At 40.3% G+C, this 16,514-nt stretch carries 15 protein-coding genes; 6 read left to right on the forward strand and 9 right to left on the reverse strand.

Features of this window, described 5'->3' with window-relative positions; genetic code table 11:
* Positions 1–91: 91 nt before the first annotated feature.
* Positions 92–523 carry a YkvA family protein gene (locus HDC33_RS10100; protein ID WP_255457331.1) on the reverse strand — a complete coding sequence of 144 codons (432 nt, stop codon included), beginning with the start codon at positions 521–523 and terminating at the stop codon, positions 92–94.
* A gap of 450 nt (positions 524–973) precedes the next feature.
* Here HDC33_RS10100 and HDC33_RS16835 point away from each other — a divergent pair, with 450 nt between their 5' ends.
* A complete protein-coding gene (locus HDC33_RS16835; protein WP_179392313.1) occupies positions 974–1,585 on the forward strand; it encodes a DUF3298 and DUF4163 domain-containing protein in 612 nt (203 codons plus the stop codon).
* A 120-nt stretch (positions 1,586–1,705) separates the two neighbouring features.
* On the opposite strand, the gene HDC33_RS10110 is transcribed toward HDC33_RS16835, so the two are convergent.
* Positions 1,706–2,380, reverse strand: a complete 675-nt coding sequence (locus HDC33_RS10110) for an SOS response-associated peptidase (RefSeq protein ID WP_179392314.1) — start codon at positions 2,378–2,380, stop codon at positions 1,706–1,708.
* A gap of 111 nt (positions 2,381–2,491) precedes the next feature.
* Here HDC33_RS10110 and HDC33_RS10115 point away from each other — a divergent pair, with 111 nt between their 5' ends.
* Positions 2,492–2,914: a protein-tyrosine phosphatase family protein gene (locus HDC33_RS10115; protein WP_370457433.1), complete on the forward strand. Its 423-nt coding sequence runs from the start codon at positions 2,492–2,494 to the stop codon at positions 2,912–2,914.
* 61 nt (positions 2,915–2,975) lie between these two features.
* On the opposite strand, the gene HDC33_RS10120 is transcribed toward HDC33_RS10115, so the two are convergent.
* The 5 genes from HDC33_RS10120 to HDC33_RS10140 form a co-directional block, all read right to left on the reverse strand.
* Entirely contained in the window at positions 2,976–4,577 is a 1,602-nt protein-coding gene (locus HDC33_RS10120; RefSeq protein WP_179392315.1) for a BCCT family transporter, read from the reverse strand.
* Between the two features lie 188 nt (positions 4,578–4,765).
* Positions 4,766–5,965, reverse strand: a complete 1,200-nt coding sequence (locus HDC33_RS10125; protein WP_370457463.1) for an MFS transporter — start codon at positions 5,963–5,965, stop codon at positions 4,766–4,768.
* A gap of 19 nt (positions 5,966–5,984) precedes the next feature.
* Positions 5,985–6,380, reverse strand: coding sequence for a MarR family winged helix-turn-helix transcriptional regulator (locus tag HDC33_RS10130; RefSeq protein WP_179392317.1), 396 nt, complete (start codon positions 6,378–6,380; stop codon positions 5,985–5,987).
* A gap of 133 nt (positions 6,381–6,513) precedes the next feature.
* The gene (locus HDC33_RS10135) at positions 6,514–7,677 is read right to left on the reverse strand and encodes an MFS transporter (RefSeq protein ID WP_179392318.1); all 1,164 of its coding nucleotides are present in this window, start codon (positions 7,675–7,677) and stop codon (positions 6,514–6,516) included.
* A 130-nt stretch (positions 7,678–7,807) separates the two neighbouring features.
* Positions 7,808–9,028: an MFS transporter gene (locus tag HDC33_RS10140; RefSeq protein ID WP_179392319.1), complete on the reverse strand. Its 1,221-nt coding sequence runs from the start codon at positions 9,026–9,028 to the stop codon at positions 7,808–7,810.
* Between the two features lie 303 nt (positions 9,029–9,331).
* Between HDC33_RS10140 and HDC33_RS10145 the strand changes: the two genes are divergently transcribed.
* From HDC33_RS10145 to HDC33_RS10155, 3 genes are all read left to right on the forward strand, one after another.
* Positions 9,332–9,664: a winged helix-turn-helix transcriptional regulator gene (locus HDC33_RS10145; RefSeq protein WP_179392320.1), complete on the forward strand. Its 333-nt coding sequence runs from the start codon at positions 9,332–9,334 to the stop codon at positions 9,662–9,664.
* Positions 9,665–9,687: 23 nt separating this feature from the next.
* Positions 9,688–10,605 carry a DsbA family protein gene (locus HDC33_RS10150; RefSeq protein WP_179392718.1) on the forward strand — a complete coding sequence of 306 codons (918 nt, stop codon included), beginning with the start codon at positions 9,688–9,690 and terminating at the stop codon, positions 10,603–10,605.
* A 224-nt stretch (positions 10,606–10,829) separates the two neighbouring features.
* Positions 10,830–11,192, forward strand: coding sequence for a hypothetical protein (locus tag HDC33_RS10155; RefSeq protein WP_179392321.1), 363 nt, complete (start codon positions 10,830–10,832; stop codon positions 11,190–11,192).
* Between the two features lie 526 nt (positions 11,193–11,718).
* Here the strand turns inward: HDC33_RS10155 and HDC33_RS10160 are convergent.
* The gene (locus HDC33_RS10160; protein WP_179392322.1) at positions 11,719–12,330 is read right to left on the reverse strand and encodes a YitT family protein; all 612 of its coding nucleotides are present in this window, start codon (positions 12,328–12,330) and stop codon (positions 11,719–11,721) included.
* A gap of 570 nt (positions 12,331–12,900) precedes the next feature.
* Here HDC33_RS10160 and HDC33_RS10165 point away from each other — a divergent pair.
* Positions 12,901–14,754, forward strand: a complete 1,854-nt coding sequence (locus tag HDC33_RS10165) for an LTA synthase family protein (protein WP_370457434.1) — start codon at positions 12,901–12,903, stop codon at positions 14,752–14,754.
* 169 nt (positions 14,755–14,923) lie between these two features.
* On the opposite strand, the gene HDC33_RS10170 is transcribed toward HDC33_RS10165, so the two are convergent.
* The gene (locus tag HDC33_RS10170) at positions 14,924–16,141 is read right to left on the reverse strand and encodes a dicarboxylate/amino acid:cation symporter (RefSeq protein ID WP_370457464.1); all 1,218 of its coding nucleotides are present in this window, start codon (positions 16,139–16,141) and stop codon (positions 14,924–14,926) included.
* Positions 16,142–16,514 lie beyond the last annotated feature (373 nt).

Here is a 16,514-nt window from a genome sequence, read left to right on the forward strand (position 1 = left end):
ACGACAACCAAGCCATCCTACACGTTAAATACGGGCAACTAAACGCATATAAAAAAGCTAACGGGGATACGACTCCCCCGTTAGCTTTTTATTATAACAGCCGTTCATCAATATCTTGATCATCGGCTTTCCCGCCCAGAAGCATTTTCGCTTTCATCTTGGCCTGATTTTTAATGTCTTCATCAATATGCTGAATGATTTTATACACCGCAGCCGCTATGACGCTGGCGTCATCTGCAAGTCCTACGGCGGGTATGAAATCGGGTATGAGATCGATTGGGAATATCAGATAACTAAGTGCACCGACAATGATTAATTTCGATGACTTTGGCACTGACGGACTTTTTGCTGCATAGAAAAGTAGCAAACTATAATACACCGTCGTCTTCCCTGCCTGTTTCCCATATTTCATAACTTTGTCCCAGAATTTTTCATCGGAATAATGGATTTCCGTTTCTTGTATGCTGGTCTCCGGATCAAAATTCATTAGTTTGTCTTGATAATCCTTACGTTTTTTCATCATATCAAAACCTCTCCTATACGTGTTGAATGCTTTAATTCTACACGCTGCGACAATAAGTGTCATTCGACAAGAACGGAATGAGAAAACATAATTGTTTTAATGCTCAAATCCGCCGGGCTGTTAATTCAAAACAGGGAATATTTTTATAGGTTCCTACGCCATTCACCAAATAATATAGTCGAAAAAAATGCTCCATTGGATCCGCTACGACGCTAGAGGGATGTTTCCATGGATAAGGGTATAATTTATTTATTGGGCATGCTAAATTCATGCCGCATCCGGTTCGTAGAAGGATTTGTTCATTTGCAGTATATAGTAATTGAAAAAGGGAGTAATTCTACTAACAATAGAATTACGCTCTCTTTATTAATCCAACTCTATTAGTACGACTTTCCATACCATCCTATACATATGATGGACTACTAAAATGAAAAGGAAAGGACGTCCGCTGTGGATTTACCTGTATCAATTGCAACGAAGCGATTACCCCACGCGTCGCCGAAAGTCGAAGTGTATTATCCTGTTGTTACCCATTTGAAAAACACCAATGTTCAAAGTAAAATCAATCATGCCATCGTATCATCGTTAAATAAAATACTGATTGAGCAAAACTTTTACGCCAAAGAACTTGTGGAATTATTAGCTTCTTATGAGTTGAAGAACAACCAACGGAATATACTCAGTTTGAATCTTATCGTCTATTCGTTTACAGGCGGTGCACATGGCATGACTATCATTAAATCTCTTACATTTGATACAACAACGGGCAAAGAGTATACGTTAAAAGAGTTATTCAAAACAGACAGTCATTATGAAGAGAAGCTGTCAGATATTATTCAACAGAGAATTAAAGATTGGAAAATCGATTTGCTTGAACCTTTCAATGAAATTCGCAGTGATCAAGATTTCTATATTGCAGACACTTCTCTCGTCATCTATTTCCAACTTTATGAAATCACCCCCTATTATTGGGGGTTCCCTTATTTCCCCATTCCAATCTTAGATCTCGCGGATATTATCGAGCCCGACAGTCCGCTTGATCGCATGATGGCATTCACCTGAACATCCTTTAACTAGATTACGCCCATTGCCGAAACCGGAAATCTATTTCGACAATGGGTTTTTCCGCTTTTCATTATTCAAAAAGACTCTTCTGATAACAACTGCCGTTCGTCCCTCCACTTAACAAACCTCGACAATTAGCGATTCTTCGTTGTTTTTCGGTGAATTTACGGCTGACGAAACGATATATGCTTCCATTTGATTTTCATCGAACGGTTGCAAAAGATTCGCCAGTGAATCCACATCTTCATTTTCAGGATTGAGCCAAGTCGCCTCATCTTGCTGTCTTAGGATGACGGGCATCCGGGCATGAATTGGTTCCATTAAACTATTCGGCTTTGTTGTGATGGCTGTACACGTATAGATAACAGTACCTTCCCGCGATTTCCATGACTCCCATAAACCGGCGATAGCAAATAGTTCGTCTGATTTCAACTTGATGCGTATCGGGGCCTTTCCGTCTTCCGTTTTTTTCCACTCGTAAAAAGAGTCTGCTGGAATTAAGCATCGTCTTTTTTTAAATGCCTTCCGGAAACTAGGCTTTTCCGCAATCGTTTCCGCTCTTGCATTGATCATCTTATAGCCGATCTTTTCATCTTTTGCCCACGGCGGGATGAGCCCCCACCGCAAATGTCCAAGCCTATTTTTCGTTCCATCATTGATAACTGCAACGACTTGTTGCGAAGGCGCGATATTGTAGCTCGGTATATAATCACTTTCTTCAAATGCCGCCCCAATATCAAAGCGTTCAATTATTTCATAATATGGAGCGAATAACGTAAATCGACCACACATAGAAATTCCCCTTCCATTGGTTACTATCTGATATCCATACTGTACCATTTCTACTGAATCATTCAAAAATGATATACTGTTTACGACTACATAAAGAGGTGTTCATTACTGATGGAAAAAAATTATGGGGAATTGATTCCAAACCGAATTTTCATTGGAGGTGTGGATGCGATTGACAACCTGCTTGCGAAAGAAAAAATTGATATCATTTACGATTTACGTGCGGAGGTGAATAGTGCGCTTCCAAGCGAAAAGAGTATTCATCAGCCGATTGTTGACGATGCCGAGCAACAAGATGATTCTATTCTAGCCGCCGTAAAAAAAGTCATCGACGCGTACAACCAAGGGAAGAATATTTACTTCCATTGCAACACCGGTCGTGGCAGAGCAGGCACAATCGCAACTGCAACGCTTTTGGAATTGAGTCTGGCTAATTCCATTGAGGAAGCGGAAGAGATGGCAAAAGAAGCCCGTTCAAATATCAATATAAAGCCCCAATTCAAAGATGCACTGAAACGGATTTACGGAGAATAAGTTAATCATCAAAAATGCCAACCCCGAAATAATCTGAGCTGGCATTTTTGTTGTTTGTCAATTATTTTTTCTGTTGATTCCTTCTTTTAGATGAAGGCATAATCGGTTTATCTATTCCTGCTTTTTTCTTAACCTCACGTTCAATCCGTTCAAAACTACGTATGTCTGCCGGTCTGACCGTAATCGGTTCCTTTTTCAACAATTTACCCATTCCGAATACAAGTAAGAGAAGGAGGACTGTGAACGGCAATGCAGCCACCAGAGAAGCGGATTGCAATGCATCCAAACCACCAGCATATAACAGCACCGCCGCTATCGCCGACATCAGGAATCCCCATACCATCTTCACAATCAACGGGGGCAATAGACTGCCATTCGTTGTCATACTCGCAAGGATATACGTTGCTGAATCAGCAGATGTGACCAGGAAAGTGAAGATCAATAAGATTGCTAAACCGGACATGAGTCCAGTGAAAGGCATATGTTTAAACGTCTCAAAGATTGCAGAAGTGACGTCCGCGTCAACAGCTTCCGCTATCTTTGTACCGTTGTTCAAGTCACTGTAAACTGCTGTCCCACCCAATGTAGCAATCCACATACATGCAAACACCGGCGGAATGACCATTACTCCGACGATGAACTCCCGAATCGTTCTGCCTTTGGACACACGTGCAACGAATGCCCCGACAAATGGGGACCATGCGATTGTCCATGCCCAATAGAAAATCGTCCAATCTCGGACCCATGTCCCGCCATGATAAGGCTGTAAACGAAGACTGTATTGGATGAAATTTGTTATGTAATCACCGATTGCAAGTGTAAAGCTTTCCAGGATAAAAACCTTTGGCCCCACAATGAAAAAGAACACTAGCATCGCTATCGCCATACCTAAGTTAAAGTTCCCTAAATACCGGATTCCCCTGTTCAGCCCTGATGCTGCCGATAGCATATAACAGATGAAAACTACGATGATAATAATCAACTGTACGCTGAATGTACTTTTAATGTCAAAAACAGACTCCAATCCGCCGCCCATCTGCAAAATACCGAGGCCGAGCGAAGTGGCAATCCCCATTACCGTGGCAATGACCGCAAAAGAATCAATCCCGATTTTCATCTTTTTATTCGATCCGAGCAACGGTTCCAAAGCTGTGGAAATAAGCCCATCCTTTTTCTTTCGGAATTGTAAAAATCCGATAACTAAGCCAACGATTCCAAAGATAGCCCATTGAGAAATTCCCCAGTGGAAAAATGAATAACCCATTGCAGCCCGTGCCGCTTGCTCAGAATGTGACTCTATGCCTCCGATTGGCGATGTGAAATAGTGACTCATTGGTTCTGCCACACCCCAAAAAACGAGACCTACTCCGAAACCAGCCGAGAACAACATACCAATCCATGTGAAAAATGGATAATCCGGCCGTTCTTCATCTCCGCCAATCCTGATTGCCCCGTATTTACTTATTGCAAGACAAGCTAAAAATACCACAATAATGAATACAACAAGCAAGTAGAACCAACCAAAATTCACTGTTGTAAAGTCATATAACATATCCGCTACATTCCCGAACTTAGCCGGTAATGCCGCTCCCGCTACAACAAGAAAAAAGATAACTGTTGCTGAAATTAAGAATACCGGGTTTTTCCAAAACTTCCTATCCAAAGAAAACCGACCCCTATTAAATTATTTAATAACTATATACCCTAAACTACTTCCATTTAAATCGCAAATGAATATATTAAATAAAATTTATTAAAATCAGGACTTATTTACCCAAAACTCTGTGCTTTTCTCCTGAATACATAAAAAACATGAACCCGACTTTATGGATTCATGTTCAATCGAATAATCTATTTTAGTTCATCAATTTGCCGTTTCACTACAAATTTTTTGTGTTTCTTTTTCCATTCAATGACCGTATAGAGAATGAAAACGGCAACTACAAGAGCACCTGATACGAGGTAAACAGATTGGTAGCCATAATGGATTGCAATCAGCCCAAGCATGTAGGACCCGATCGCAAGTCCCAAATCAAAAAAGGTGAAAAATGTCGCAGTCGCATATCCGCTTCTTTCATGTTTTGTCGATTGCACGGCAAGTGCCTGAAAACTCGGCACAAGTGCACCGTAACCAAAACCGACAAGTCCGCCTGCAACCAAAAAGGACAATGCCGAATCCATGTTGGCTAATAGAATTAGACCGATGGCAAAAAATATAAACCCGGGAATTACTACATATTGTGGGCCTTTCTCATCGAAAAGCCTGCCTGTAAATGGACGCGTTACTAACATGACCGCTGCAAACACAAGAAAGAAAGTACTTGCCAATGCCAAAAAACCTTTTTCTTGAGCATAAATGGACAGGTACGATAAAACACTCGCGTACGACAACGCGATCAAACTTGCTAAGATTGCGACCGGCATAGCCCCTTTTTCAAACAGGTCTCCTATTGATAATTTACTTTTCTCGTTATTTTTTTCTAGAACAATCCCGGCCGGCGCCGATAGTGACGACAGTACACCTATTACCATTAAAATACTCATCACGATAAACAACACATCGAATGAATAGGATTGTATGATATACAGCGCGATCAACGGTCCTAGAACAACAGCTAAATTTGTCGACATCGCAAAATAACCTAGACCTGCTCCTCTTCTCGCGGTCGGTACAATATCCGCCGTAATTGAAACACCTGCCGTCGTAATAATACTAAACCATATGCCTTGTACAAAACGCAATACTAAAAGTCCTGTAAACGGCTGGATAAAATAATAGAGAACCGTACATATCAAATAGAGTATAAGACTAATCCATAACATTTTCCGTTTCCCTGCTATATCCAGTAATTTACCTGTAAACGGTCTAACAATGATAGCAGAAATTAAGAAAACCGACATCAGCAAGCCGGCTTCTTCATCTGTCCGATTCAACACGCCAATTGCATAAAGCGGCAATGTGGATACCAGACCATAAAACACGATAAAAACAGCTATATTCGTAAAAAAGAGACTTATGAACGGTTTTGTGAAAATGGGTTCTTTCTTCACCAAATTACATACTTCCTTCCTAGTTCAACTTTTTCAGCAGCGTCATAAGTAACGATTGTTCTTCACTTGACATCCCTTTTAAAGTTTCATTTTCAAACTCAATGATTGAGGCTTCTATTTCCGGAAATTTGTCTTTCGCCTCTACCGAAAGACGGACGACTTTTTCTCTGCGATCCTTTCCTTCATGCGTAATGAGCCACCCCAGTTCCTCCAACCGGCTGACAGTCCGTGTTATCGTCGGAGCTTCCACATTTAAATACCTCCATATCTCCGTCAATGTCATTTCAGTATGTTGATGAATACAAAACAATACAGTCCATTGGGAGGCAAATAAATCATGTTTTTTCAGTGTTTGATTCACCTCTTTATTTAAAAAACGGGTCCTTTGGAAAAGTTCATGAAATAACGGATTCAAGTCTTCAACCCCCTTTAATTACCTAGGTAACTATTTAATCATACTTCGTTATCCGAAACTTGTAAAGAAATGCGTTTTCAAGAAAAACAGGCAACCCGCGTTTATCGGATTGCCTGTCAAATCAACTTAATATTTATTGTGAACCTTTCCACTTCATCGAGATAAACATCGTAATCAGAAGAACTATCAGACCAAGAATGAATGGGTATATAATATGAACGTCAAATAATAATCCCGCAAGAAGCGGTCCTAGTACGTTCCCGATACTCATATAGGCATTGTTCATACCCATCGCAAATCCTTGCTCATTCCCCGCCAACTTGGAAATCAGTGTTGTCAATACAGGTCTCAGTATTGACGTCGAAAGGAAAATAATCATCGTAACACCGAAAAACATAATATAGCTAGGTACAAAAATGGACAGTAAAAACCCGAATGCAGCAAGACCAAGGAATATATTCAACACCACGGCTTCGCCGAATCGACGTACAATCCAATCGACAGCAAACAGCTGAATAACGACAGCCACGATTCCCGTCGATGTCACTAAAATCGCAATGTCTTTCGGGGAAGCTCCGAATACATTATCAACATAAAGACCGAGAACCGATTCATACGCCATTAATCCAAAGCTCATGACTAGTGTGATGATTAACGGGATAAAATAGGGCTTGCTGAATGACTGCGCAATTTCCTTTACCATCGGCTCAGGCTTTTCAGCTGAAACATCGATTTTCGTATCCATGCTTTCCTCCAACAGGAATGCAGAAAAAATAACTGCCGCAAGTCCGACCAAAGCGGATACAAGAAGTGGCATTTTTAATCCGAAGTCTGCTAAAAACCCACCGATTCCTGGTCCGACAACAATTCCAAGCGACATTGCGGCGGAAATGAAACTGTTCCCTTTTGCACGCTGGTCCATCGTCGTAATGTCTGCCACATAAGCAAAAATTGCAGGTATTAATAGTGCCGCCCCCACGCCCCCAATTGCACGGGAGAGATATAGAACGCCTATTGAATCCGAGAAATAGAAAACGAACATCGACAGAGCCAAACCACCAAGCCCATAAATGATCATTAGTCTGCGTCCAAAGCGATCTGTCCATCTGCCTCCTATCGGTGACATGAGGAGCTGTGCGCCTGCAAAAATGGCGATAATCAAGCCCGCCGCCGTTCCGCCTTGTCCAATTGACACAAGATAAGCGGGTAAAATCGGAATAATAATACCGAAACTTCCCACTGCAATAAACATATTAATCATTAAAATCAGCAGTTTCTTTCGTTGATCTTTAGTCACTCTATACAACCTACTTTCAATAGTAAACCGACTCCCCATTATAATCCGGATTGAAAGTAATTACCAACTATTTTTGAATGCTTGACACAAATTATTTCATAACCGTATATGTATCAACTGCACCACTCCCCTATGATGCAGTGTCTGCCGTTATTTTCCGGTCACGTGGCAGTGCTAAACCAACAAGTCCTATTATCGGCAAGAACGAAACGATAATCATTGTCGGATAAATGCCAAGCTGATCCATCAATATTCCGATGACGACGGAACCGATTGCCCCCATACCAAACGCCAGACCAACTGTCAGCCCTGCCATCGTCCCAATTTTGCTCGGTACAAGCTCTTGAGCATAAACGACCGTGACCGAAAAACTGAGCATAATGAAAAATCCGATGATCATAAGTAATAATGCGACAGCCCATAACGGGACATACGGGAGCAGCAGACATAAGGGTATCGGCACAGCAAGCGAAAGCACAATGATGTTTTTTCTGCCAAACCTATCCGCTAGTGGCCCCCCGAAAAATGTCCCCACCGCTCCAAGTGCAAGAAACAGGAATATGTATAATAGTCCGGCTTTGTCTATTAAATCGTACTTATCCATTAAATGAAAGATGAAAAAGCTGGTGATATTCGTAACGTAAAATGAACGGGCAAAAATGATAACAAGTAGTAAAACGAGTGCTATTCCTACTTGTTTTTTCGTCAACTTTCCTATGGATGATAGCAGTACTTTCTTGCGATTGTTCAACTTTTCCTGTTCCAACTGTTTTTTATACCAAGCAGATATTTTTAGTAATATGAAAATGCCAAGTGCTGCGACAAGCATAAATAACGCCGCCCCTATTTGTCCAAGCGGCACTAGTATAAATGCACTAATCAAAGGAGCAAGTGCCTGCCCCGAATTCCCCCCCACTTGGTAAATGGATTGGGACAGTCCACGCTTCGACCCTGCAGCCATAAAAGATACCCGTGACCCTTCCGGATGAAAAATAGCGGAACCGAATCCTAGAAACATGACAGAGACGACAATCAACCAGTAGTCCGGGGCAAAAGCAAGCCCTCCTATCCCCATAAACGAGAACATCATCCCGATTGGCAGTGCAAACGGTTTCGGTTTTCGGTCACTGAAATACCCTACTACCGGCTGTAATACGGATGCAACCATGTTCAAAGCGAAAAAAATGAATCCTAGTTGTGTGAAGGTTAGTCCTCTCTCTTTTTCAAGAACTGGAAACATCGCAGGTACTACAGATTGCAGCGTATCGTTCAGCAAATGGACCCCACCAATTGCAAACATGATTGGATAAACAGGATTTCCCAGTGGACTTGATTCCTTTATTTTTGTCATTTAATTCTCGCACCCTTTCTCTGCTGATGAAAACTCAGTAGACCAAGTATATAGTATCTTCCGAGTATTTTGATGTTTTGAAGTGCAAAAAAATGATTATGGCCTCTTATGCCGATTTACTTATGTAGTAGAGACTAATTATTGTTAGAAAGAGGCGACTCATTTGAACATACATGAAACAATCAGAACGAACGTGCTCATCAAATTTACTTTGATGAGCACGGTTTATTTAGTATAAAATCTATACTTGATATACTTTGTATATCAAGTGTAGTGAAATTATCGAAGGAAGAGGTGATACTAATGAAGGTTTGTCCTTATTTGGAATCGTGCTTTGAAATTTTAGGCAGACGTTGGAATGGTCTCATCGTCCATTACTTATCGAATTGCCCAAACTCTACCGCACACTTTTCTGATATGAAACGCGATTTGAACGATATTACCCCTCGGTCCTTATCATTGAAACTAACTGAACTCGTCGAGCATGACTTGGTTGTGAAAGAAGTTACAGAAGGTACACCCGTCACTATTTCTTATCACCTGTCTGAAAAAGGACAGAAATTAGCAATCGCCCTCCAACCAGTTCATAAGTGGGCACAAGAAAATATAGAGCTGGAACTGACTAATACAAAATAAAGAAATGAGGCATCAAAATGGAAATGAAAAACAATATGATGTGTGACTTAGAAACCGGTGTTTGCGGACCCGGTGGAGATACTGAAATGAAATTCATCGATCTCTCTGCACCTACAAAAAAGGTTGACTTATATTATGTTACGGATCCGATTTGTTCCCATTGCTGGGCATTGGAACCGGTTCTTCGCAAATTCGAATCGCAATACGGTCAATATTTCAATATGCATACATTGATGGGTGGATTGTTGGAGAAATGGGACGGCTTTGCCGATTCTGCAAACGGCATCAATGGACCGGCAGATGTTGCTGGTCATTGGAGAGAAGTTGGCGAACATTCCCGTATGCCGATTGATGGAACACTTTGGTATGATAATCCGATCGAATCTTCCTTCATTCCTTCCCGTGTATTCAAAGTGATTCAAAAGAAAAATCCAGAACTTGCTAATGTATTTTTACGACGTGCACGGGAAGCACTTTTCGCTTTTAATAAAAACATTGCACAGGATGATATGTTAATCGATCTTGTCGATAGAATCGGTCTTAATGGGGAGGAAATAATCAGACAATCAAAGCTGCCAGAAGCTGATACTTCTTTACATGAGGACTTTCAACTTGTTCGACAACTAGGCGTCCGCGGTTTCCCGACAATCGTCATGTTGAATGAAGAGAAAAAAGGTGTCAAAATTGTAGGTGCCCGTGCGCTTGAACAATATCTTGCTGCTCTCCAACAGATGCTTCCAGGGGATACTTTGCAACCGAAGCAACTATCAAGTTTACTGTCCCTTATCCAAAAGGAGAAACTGTTATTCTCACGTGAAATCGAGGAGTTTTATGCAATTGAGGAAAAAGATTTCCAGACGTTCGTAAGTAAACAATTGGCCAATGCCGATTTTAAGACGAAGGAAGTTCTTGGAGAAAAATATATTTCGATCATCGGTTAATGCTACACGATGGCAAGCTAGACATATTTTGTCCAGCATGCCATCGTTTTTTATAACACGTGAAGGCGCATGAGGTCCCAACCCCGATTCTGGAAGCAATTCACTTATACTCATATCAATCATTTTAGATGGTTTAAAAAAGTTTCCTTTTGACTTATTTTTCATCGTCAATTTGGCAAGACTTTGGGGTATACATAACAGAACGGAAGGGGTTGAATACTTTCATGTTTGCTTTGAATGGGGATACTATGCTTTATTACTTTCCTTTCTTATTAATTTTAGTTACGTTTGAATTGTCTTTGTCCGCTTATAAATCCAGTGGTTCAGAATGGACAACTAGGATTGCACTCGGAAATTTTATTGTCAATCTACTATGGACTGCGCTTCTTTTATCCATTGTATTTAATCCGAATTTGTTCACTCCTGAATTTGTACCGTATATGGTGGAACTCTACGACAGCACTAAAGAGAAAATCACCTTCACAATCAACCTAAGTAAGACAGCTATCGTAGTAGCTGTTATCGTGACAAATTCAATTGATGTTTACAACGGGTTCAATAATATCGGAGTGAAAGAAGAAACATAACCGAATTATTTTAGTTAAATGTGCTGAGTATGAATGTCATTCCATTCCCGACACTGGAAACCGTTTATACAATCTGAATGTTTAATAAAAGTAACAATGAAAGAAACTATACCGAGTAGATGCACACTCTGTGTTGTTTCTTTCGTTGTTTTCACTATGCATTAATATGAATTCTGTATACTCGCTATCCACTTATTGGATTTTTCAGTACTCGTATGCAATACCTTCATAATGTATTTAAAACCCACAACCGTTACATGCTGTTCTTCAGAAGTTGCGTAAATATTTTCGTAGCTCTATGATAATGTCTGCATGATTCTTTTCTTTTCCAGTTCAGAGAAGTGCCTGTCCCACACCATTATCTGTTTTAACATGCGTTTTACCCCTCTAGTATTATGAGTGTTTTAGCACATCTACTTGTTTGTTTAAACTTTTAATGAGAAATAAATAAATTCGATTAGTGGCTGCTAACAGTTCGACTAATCCTTTTCTATTTGCCAATAAATCGAGTGTGATTTCAATTTTTTCAATTCAGCTGCGCAATTATCTCTTTAACCTTTCTAGTTTTAGATACAATCAGACTCGCTGTAATACCGGCAGAGAGTACTGTCGCAAATGATAATACCAAGTGAATAGAAGGTATCAACAGACTGCCTGTAGTAACAATTAGAACATCCACACAAAATATCACAAAACCCGCATTAACGTTCAGTTTCTTTGCAATCATTTGTGCCAGTAAATCAGTCCCCCCAATACTTATGTCTAAACGAAGCATGATGCCTATTCCCGTACCGATTACTATTCCACCACATATGGCGCTTACTAGCGGAATAGTCACTATTTCCCTTCCAATTATATGCAGTGGATACAACAAATCTATAATCAAAGATGAAAATAACATGCCATGGATTCCATGATAAAAAAATGAACGATAGTACTTCCATGCCAAAAGGAATATTGGAATGCTAACTATAAGAAACGTGAGACCCACTTTGACATCCATTGCATAATGAAAAATCAGACTAATTCCAAGCCCACCTCCATCTAACAACTCGAACGGAACAAGAAACACATTCACACCTATCGCGACTAACAAACTTCCGATAAATATCATCAACGCCTTTTTCAGAAAATACACAAGGGTCCCCACCTATTTCATTTACTTTATAGATGTATATGATTGTTTTGTGCATTTCTTCACTCCTTTACGGCAATTCGTTACAGAAAAACATTAAACGGAAGTAATTCATTTGAAATAGTGCAGAGTAAGGATGAGATACCCGATTATGATGAATCGGCCGTTGTGTTGCTATACAAACGTTTCGTCACATAAAAGAGCAGGTACCTGATAAGCTGTGAAAAAAGGGTCATGAAGCCGATCCATATTAAAAAACAGCCCACTTCAATGGATTAATTCCATTAGAGTGAGCTCTTTTATTACCGATACTAATATAGGTTTCTGTAAATATTACATTGACTTTGTACCGGCGCTAGGGTATGTTACTTTCTTAATTTACCAAACAGTCCAGGAAAACTAAATTGTCATTACACTTCGTCATTTCTTATAAATAGTTCCATTTTCATCATTCTCGTTTAAAATTCCCTTTTATTATACAATAAGGGATACTCTTTCCACTGTTTCAATTCACAGCAAAATTTATTTTTGGTACACTGAATTTATAGTGTTTTTCCTCGGAGGTGTTTTTAGGTGAAGAAGTTCAGCAAAAAAGTGAAACCGATTTTTACTCATCCCTATACAATTATTTTAACATTACTCTTCATCAAAATAATCGGTTTCCGACTGGTCGTATTTCATAATAAATCCATCTTACATATCGCATTTATTGAATTTCCACTATGGGCATTTTTCCTGTCTCTTATCATTTTTTTAGCAAGAAAAAGAATGTGGACGGGAATCATTTTATTCAATACTGTATTATCCGTCTTATTCATAGCTATTATCTACTACACACGTTACTTTTCAACGATTCCATCCTATTATGATTTACAGCAAATTTACCAGTCGAATTCCGTTGGAGGAACTGTCGGACTTCTTAGCAAGCCATATGATTTCCTGTTCTTCCTAGATATTGCGCTGTTACTTCTTATCGCTTATTACTGTACTAACAAAAAAATTAAACCTTCACTCAAAATCAGCAGACGTTTAACAATCCTATTCGGAAGCATCAGCATCATTACAACATTATTGGCATTCCGGCAACCACTCATCGATGTTTCTTACTTTGCGAAAGAGAATGGTTATTTGCAATCACAGGCCGTCCAAGTTTTCACGCGCGGTTTCGGAATTGCGTTGGCTTCCGATGTTAATTTGTCCGAACAAGACGTTGAAAAATTAAAAGGAAATGATTTTGTTCCCCCGGATGAGCATGCCTCGTATGGTATTGCCAAGGATCGACATGTTTTCGTCATTCAAGTTGAATCACTGCAAGGCTTTGTAATCGATAAACAAGTGAATGGGCAAGAAATTACACCGAATTTAAACGCCTTATTGAAAGACAGCGCTTATTTTGACAATGTCTACCAGCAAATCGGTGCCGGTAACACTTCCGACGCCGAATGGCTCATGCATACGTCCATATACCCTGAAGGGATGGATCCTACGGTCAATGTTATAAACGGAGACCCTGTTCCCTCTCTACTACATACTTTACAGGACCACGGTTATGGCACGGCCACTTACCATGCGGATGATGTCACCTATTGGAGTCGCAATAAACTATACGCTGCACTTGGTTTTGACTATGTCTATACAGATGTAGAAATTCCGGCGGAACAAGAAATAGGCTTCGGGCCGGCGGATGAAGTTTTATTTGATTTCGTTTCACAACAACTGCCTTCACAATTAAAGATGAATGCAAAAATGTATTCCAACATTATTACGTTGACAAGCCATACTCCATTTGAAATGCCTGAAAACCTTCAGAATCTTACACTTTCGGAAAGCTATGATAATACGTATATCGGTAACTATCTTCAATCCATCCGATATACAGATGAACAAATCGGAAATTTCATCGCTACACTGAAAGAGAAGAATCTATACGATAATTCGCTGATTCTGATTTACGGAGATCATTCAGGAATTCATGGAGCTCCCGTTACAGAAAACGACGAGTCAATACTATTGGAACTGCTCGGTCATCCATACAACTTGCAAGACCGTTTTGTCATCCCGGTCATCTTTAATGGAGGAGGACTTTTCAAAGGAGAAACGATTAATCACTTGGGCGGGCAAGTTGACTTGATGCCTACCTTGTTGAATTTGCTCGGTATCGAATATCATGGACAGATGATGGGTCATAATTTGTTTCACTATGAAAACAATTTACTCGGTATGAGGTATCATTTGCCTGGCAGTTCGTTCATAAACGATGACACGCTATATGTCGCACCAAGCGCTAAATTCCCCGCAATTCTATACAATTTGGAAAATATGAAAGAAAAGGAACGGTCGAATAAAACTCAGCAATCTATTGATAATGCCCTACAAATCATGCAGCAATCCGACCAAATCTTAAAAACGTACAGTAGCCGAAAATAAATAAGCGAAGCGCTGCCCTATGACTAGAAAAATGTGCTATTCATAGGGTACTTTTATGCGGGTATCACTTCCCAATCTACTATATTGAAGTAACTCTTTAGTACAACTTGAAAAGCACGCAAAAAACGCCTCACACTATTTCAGTGCTGGAGGCGTTTATACTGTCATTTCAATCAGTCGGAACTACCTCAATCCGATCTTTTTCGGTACCCGCCACGACGACCGCTGCCGATGCATCCCCTACGATATTCACAGTAGTACGCATCATATCCAAAATCCGGTCAATACCTGCGATAAGCGCAATTCCTTCGAGCGGCATATTAACGGAGGTCAACACCATCGCTAACATAATCATACCGGCCCCCGGAACACCCGCCGTTCCAATTGAAGCCAAGATAGTAATTAAAACAACTGTTAAAAGTTGAGTGAATGACAAGTTCAGGTTGTAAAATTGTGCAATGAAGATAACAGCAACACCTTGATAAATGGCCGTGCCATCCATATTTACCGTTGCACCAAGTGGAAGGACGAAACTTGATATTCTATTCGGCACACCAAGGTTTTCATTCGTGTTTTTAATGGTGACCGGTAATGTTCCCGCACTGCTCGCAGTACTGAAAGCGACAAGCGCAGCCGGCGAAATTCCTTTGAAAAACGTAATGGGACTCATTTTTCCCCATACTTTTACGGCGGAAGAGTAAACAATCGCAGCATGGAGAATGCAGGCGATATAGACAGCCACTATCACTTTAACCAGCGGCAAGAGAACGGATAATCCATACTGACCGACAACTGGAGCGAGTAAACCGAGAATCCCGAGTGGTGCCACTTTCATGACGATGCCGGTTATTTTATACATCACCTCTGCAAATCCTTCAAAGAATCGATACACCGGCCGAGCTTTTTCGCCTACAAAAGTAATGGCTAATCCGATGAACAATGCAAAGAAAATAATTTGCAGTATATTCCCCGCAGCTAAAGCCGTAAACGGGTTTTCTGGAATAATATTCAAAATTGTTGTAATGGCGCTCTGCGGTTCCTGAGTAGCCGCTTCCGGAATAGTCAATCCATCCGTCGATATCGTAATTCCTTTACCTGGGGAAACCGCAAATGCAACAGCAAGACCGATGATGATTGCAATCGCTGTCGTACCCAAATAGTAAACAATCGTTTTAACTCCCATTTTGCCAAGCTGTTTCGGATCAGACGTTCCAGCTACACCCACAACTAGTGTCGATAAGATAAGCGGGGCTATGATGAATTTAATTAGCCGCAGAAACAAATCACCGAACGGTTTTAGAAAATCTATGGAACTGCCAAAAATACTTCCCAAAATTATTGCCAAGACAAATGCGATAAAAATTTGAGTGACAAGATTGAACTTAATTTTCATCTCCCTCTCCTTTCCTCTTTTTTTCTTACTTCATCTTATACATGCCGTACCTCCAATATGAATGAAAAAGGCGCATCCCGTATGAATTAACTACGAAACGCACCTTTATAGTATTAATTTATTATTAAGGTTGAAATCCAATGAATCCGCTACGAGAAATCTTTGGTCAAGTCTATAATAGCAAGCTTTTATAGCTTTTCCAATATAACCAGAAAAAAAACAGCGCAGGCGCCTTTCAGGTGGTAGCCGGAGCGATAAGACTGGCAGCGATCTTCTGCCCGGCTTACCGCGGGAGGCATCCACAAAGCGCCGATGCGCTTATGAGAGAGAATCCTTATTCCAGTTCTATAATAATAGACAATCTCAG

The sequence above is a fragment of the Sporosarcina sp. JAI121 genome, from assembly GCF_013408665.1.
In the GTDB taxonomy this organism is placed as follows: Bacteria; Bacillota; Bacilli; order Bacillales_A; family Planococcaceae; genus Sporosarcina.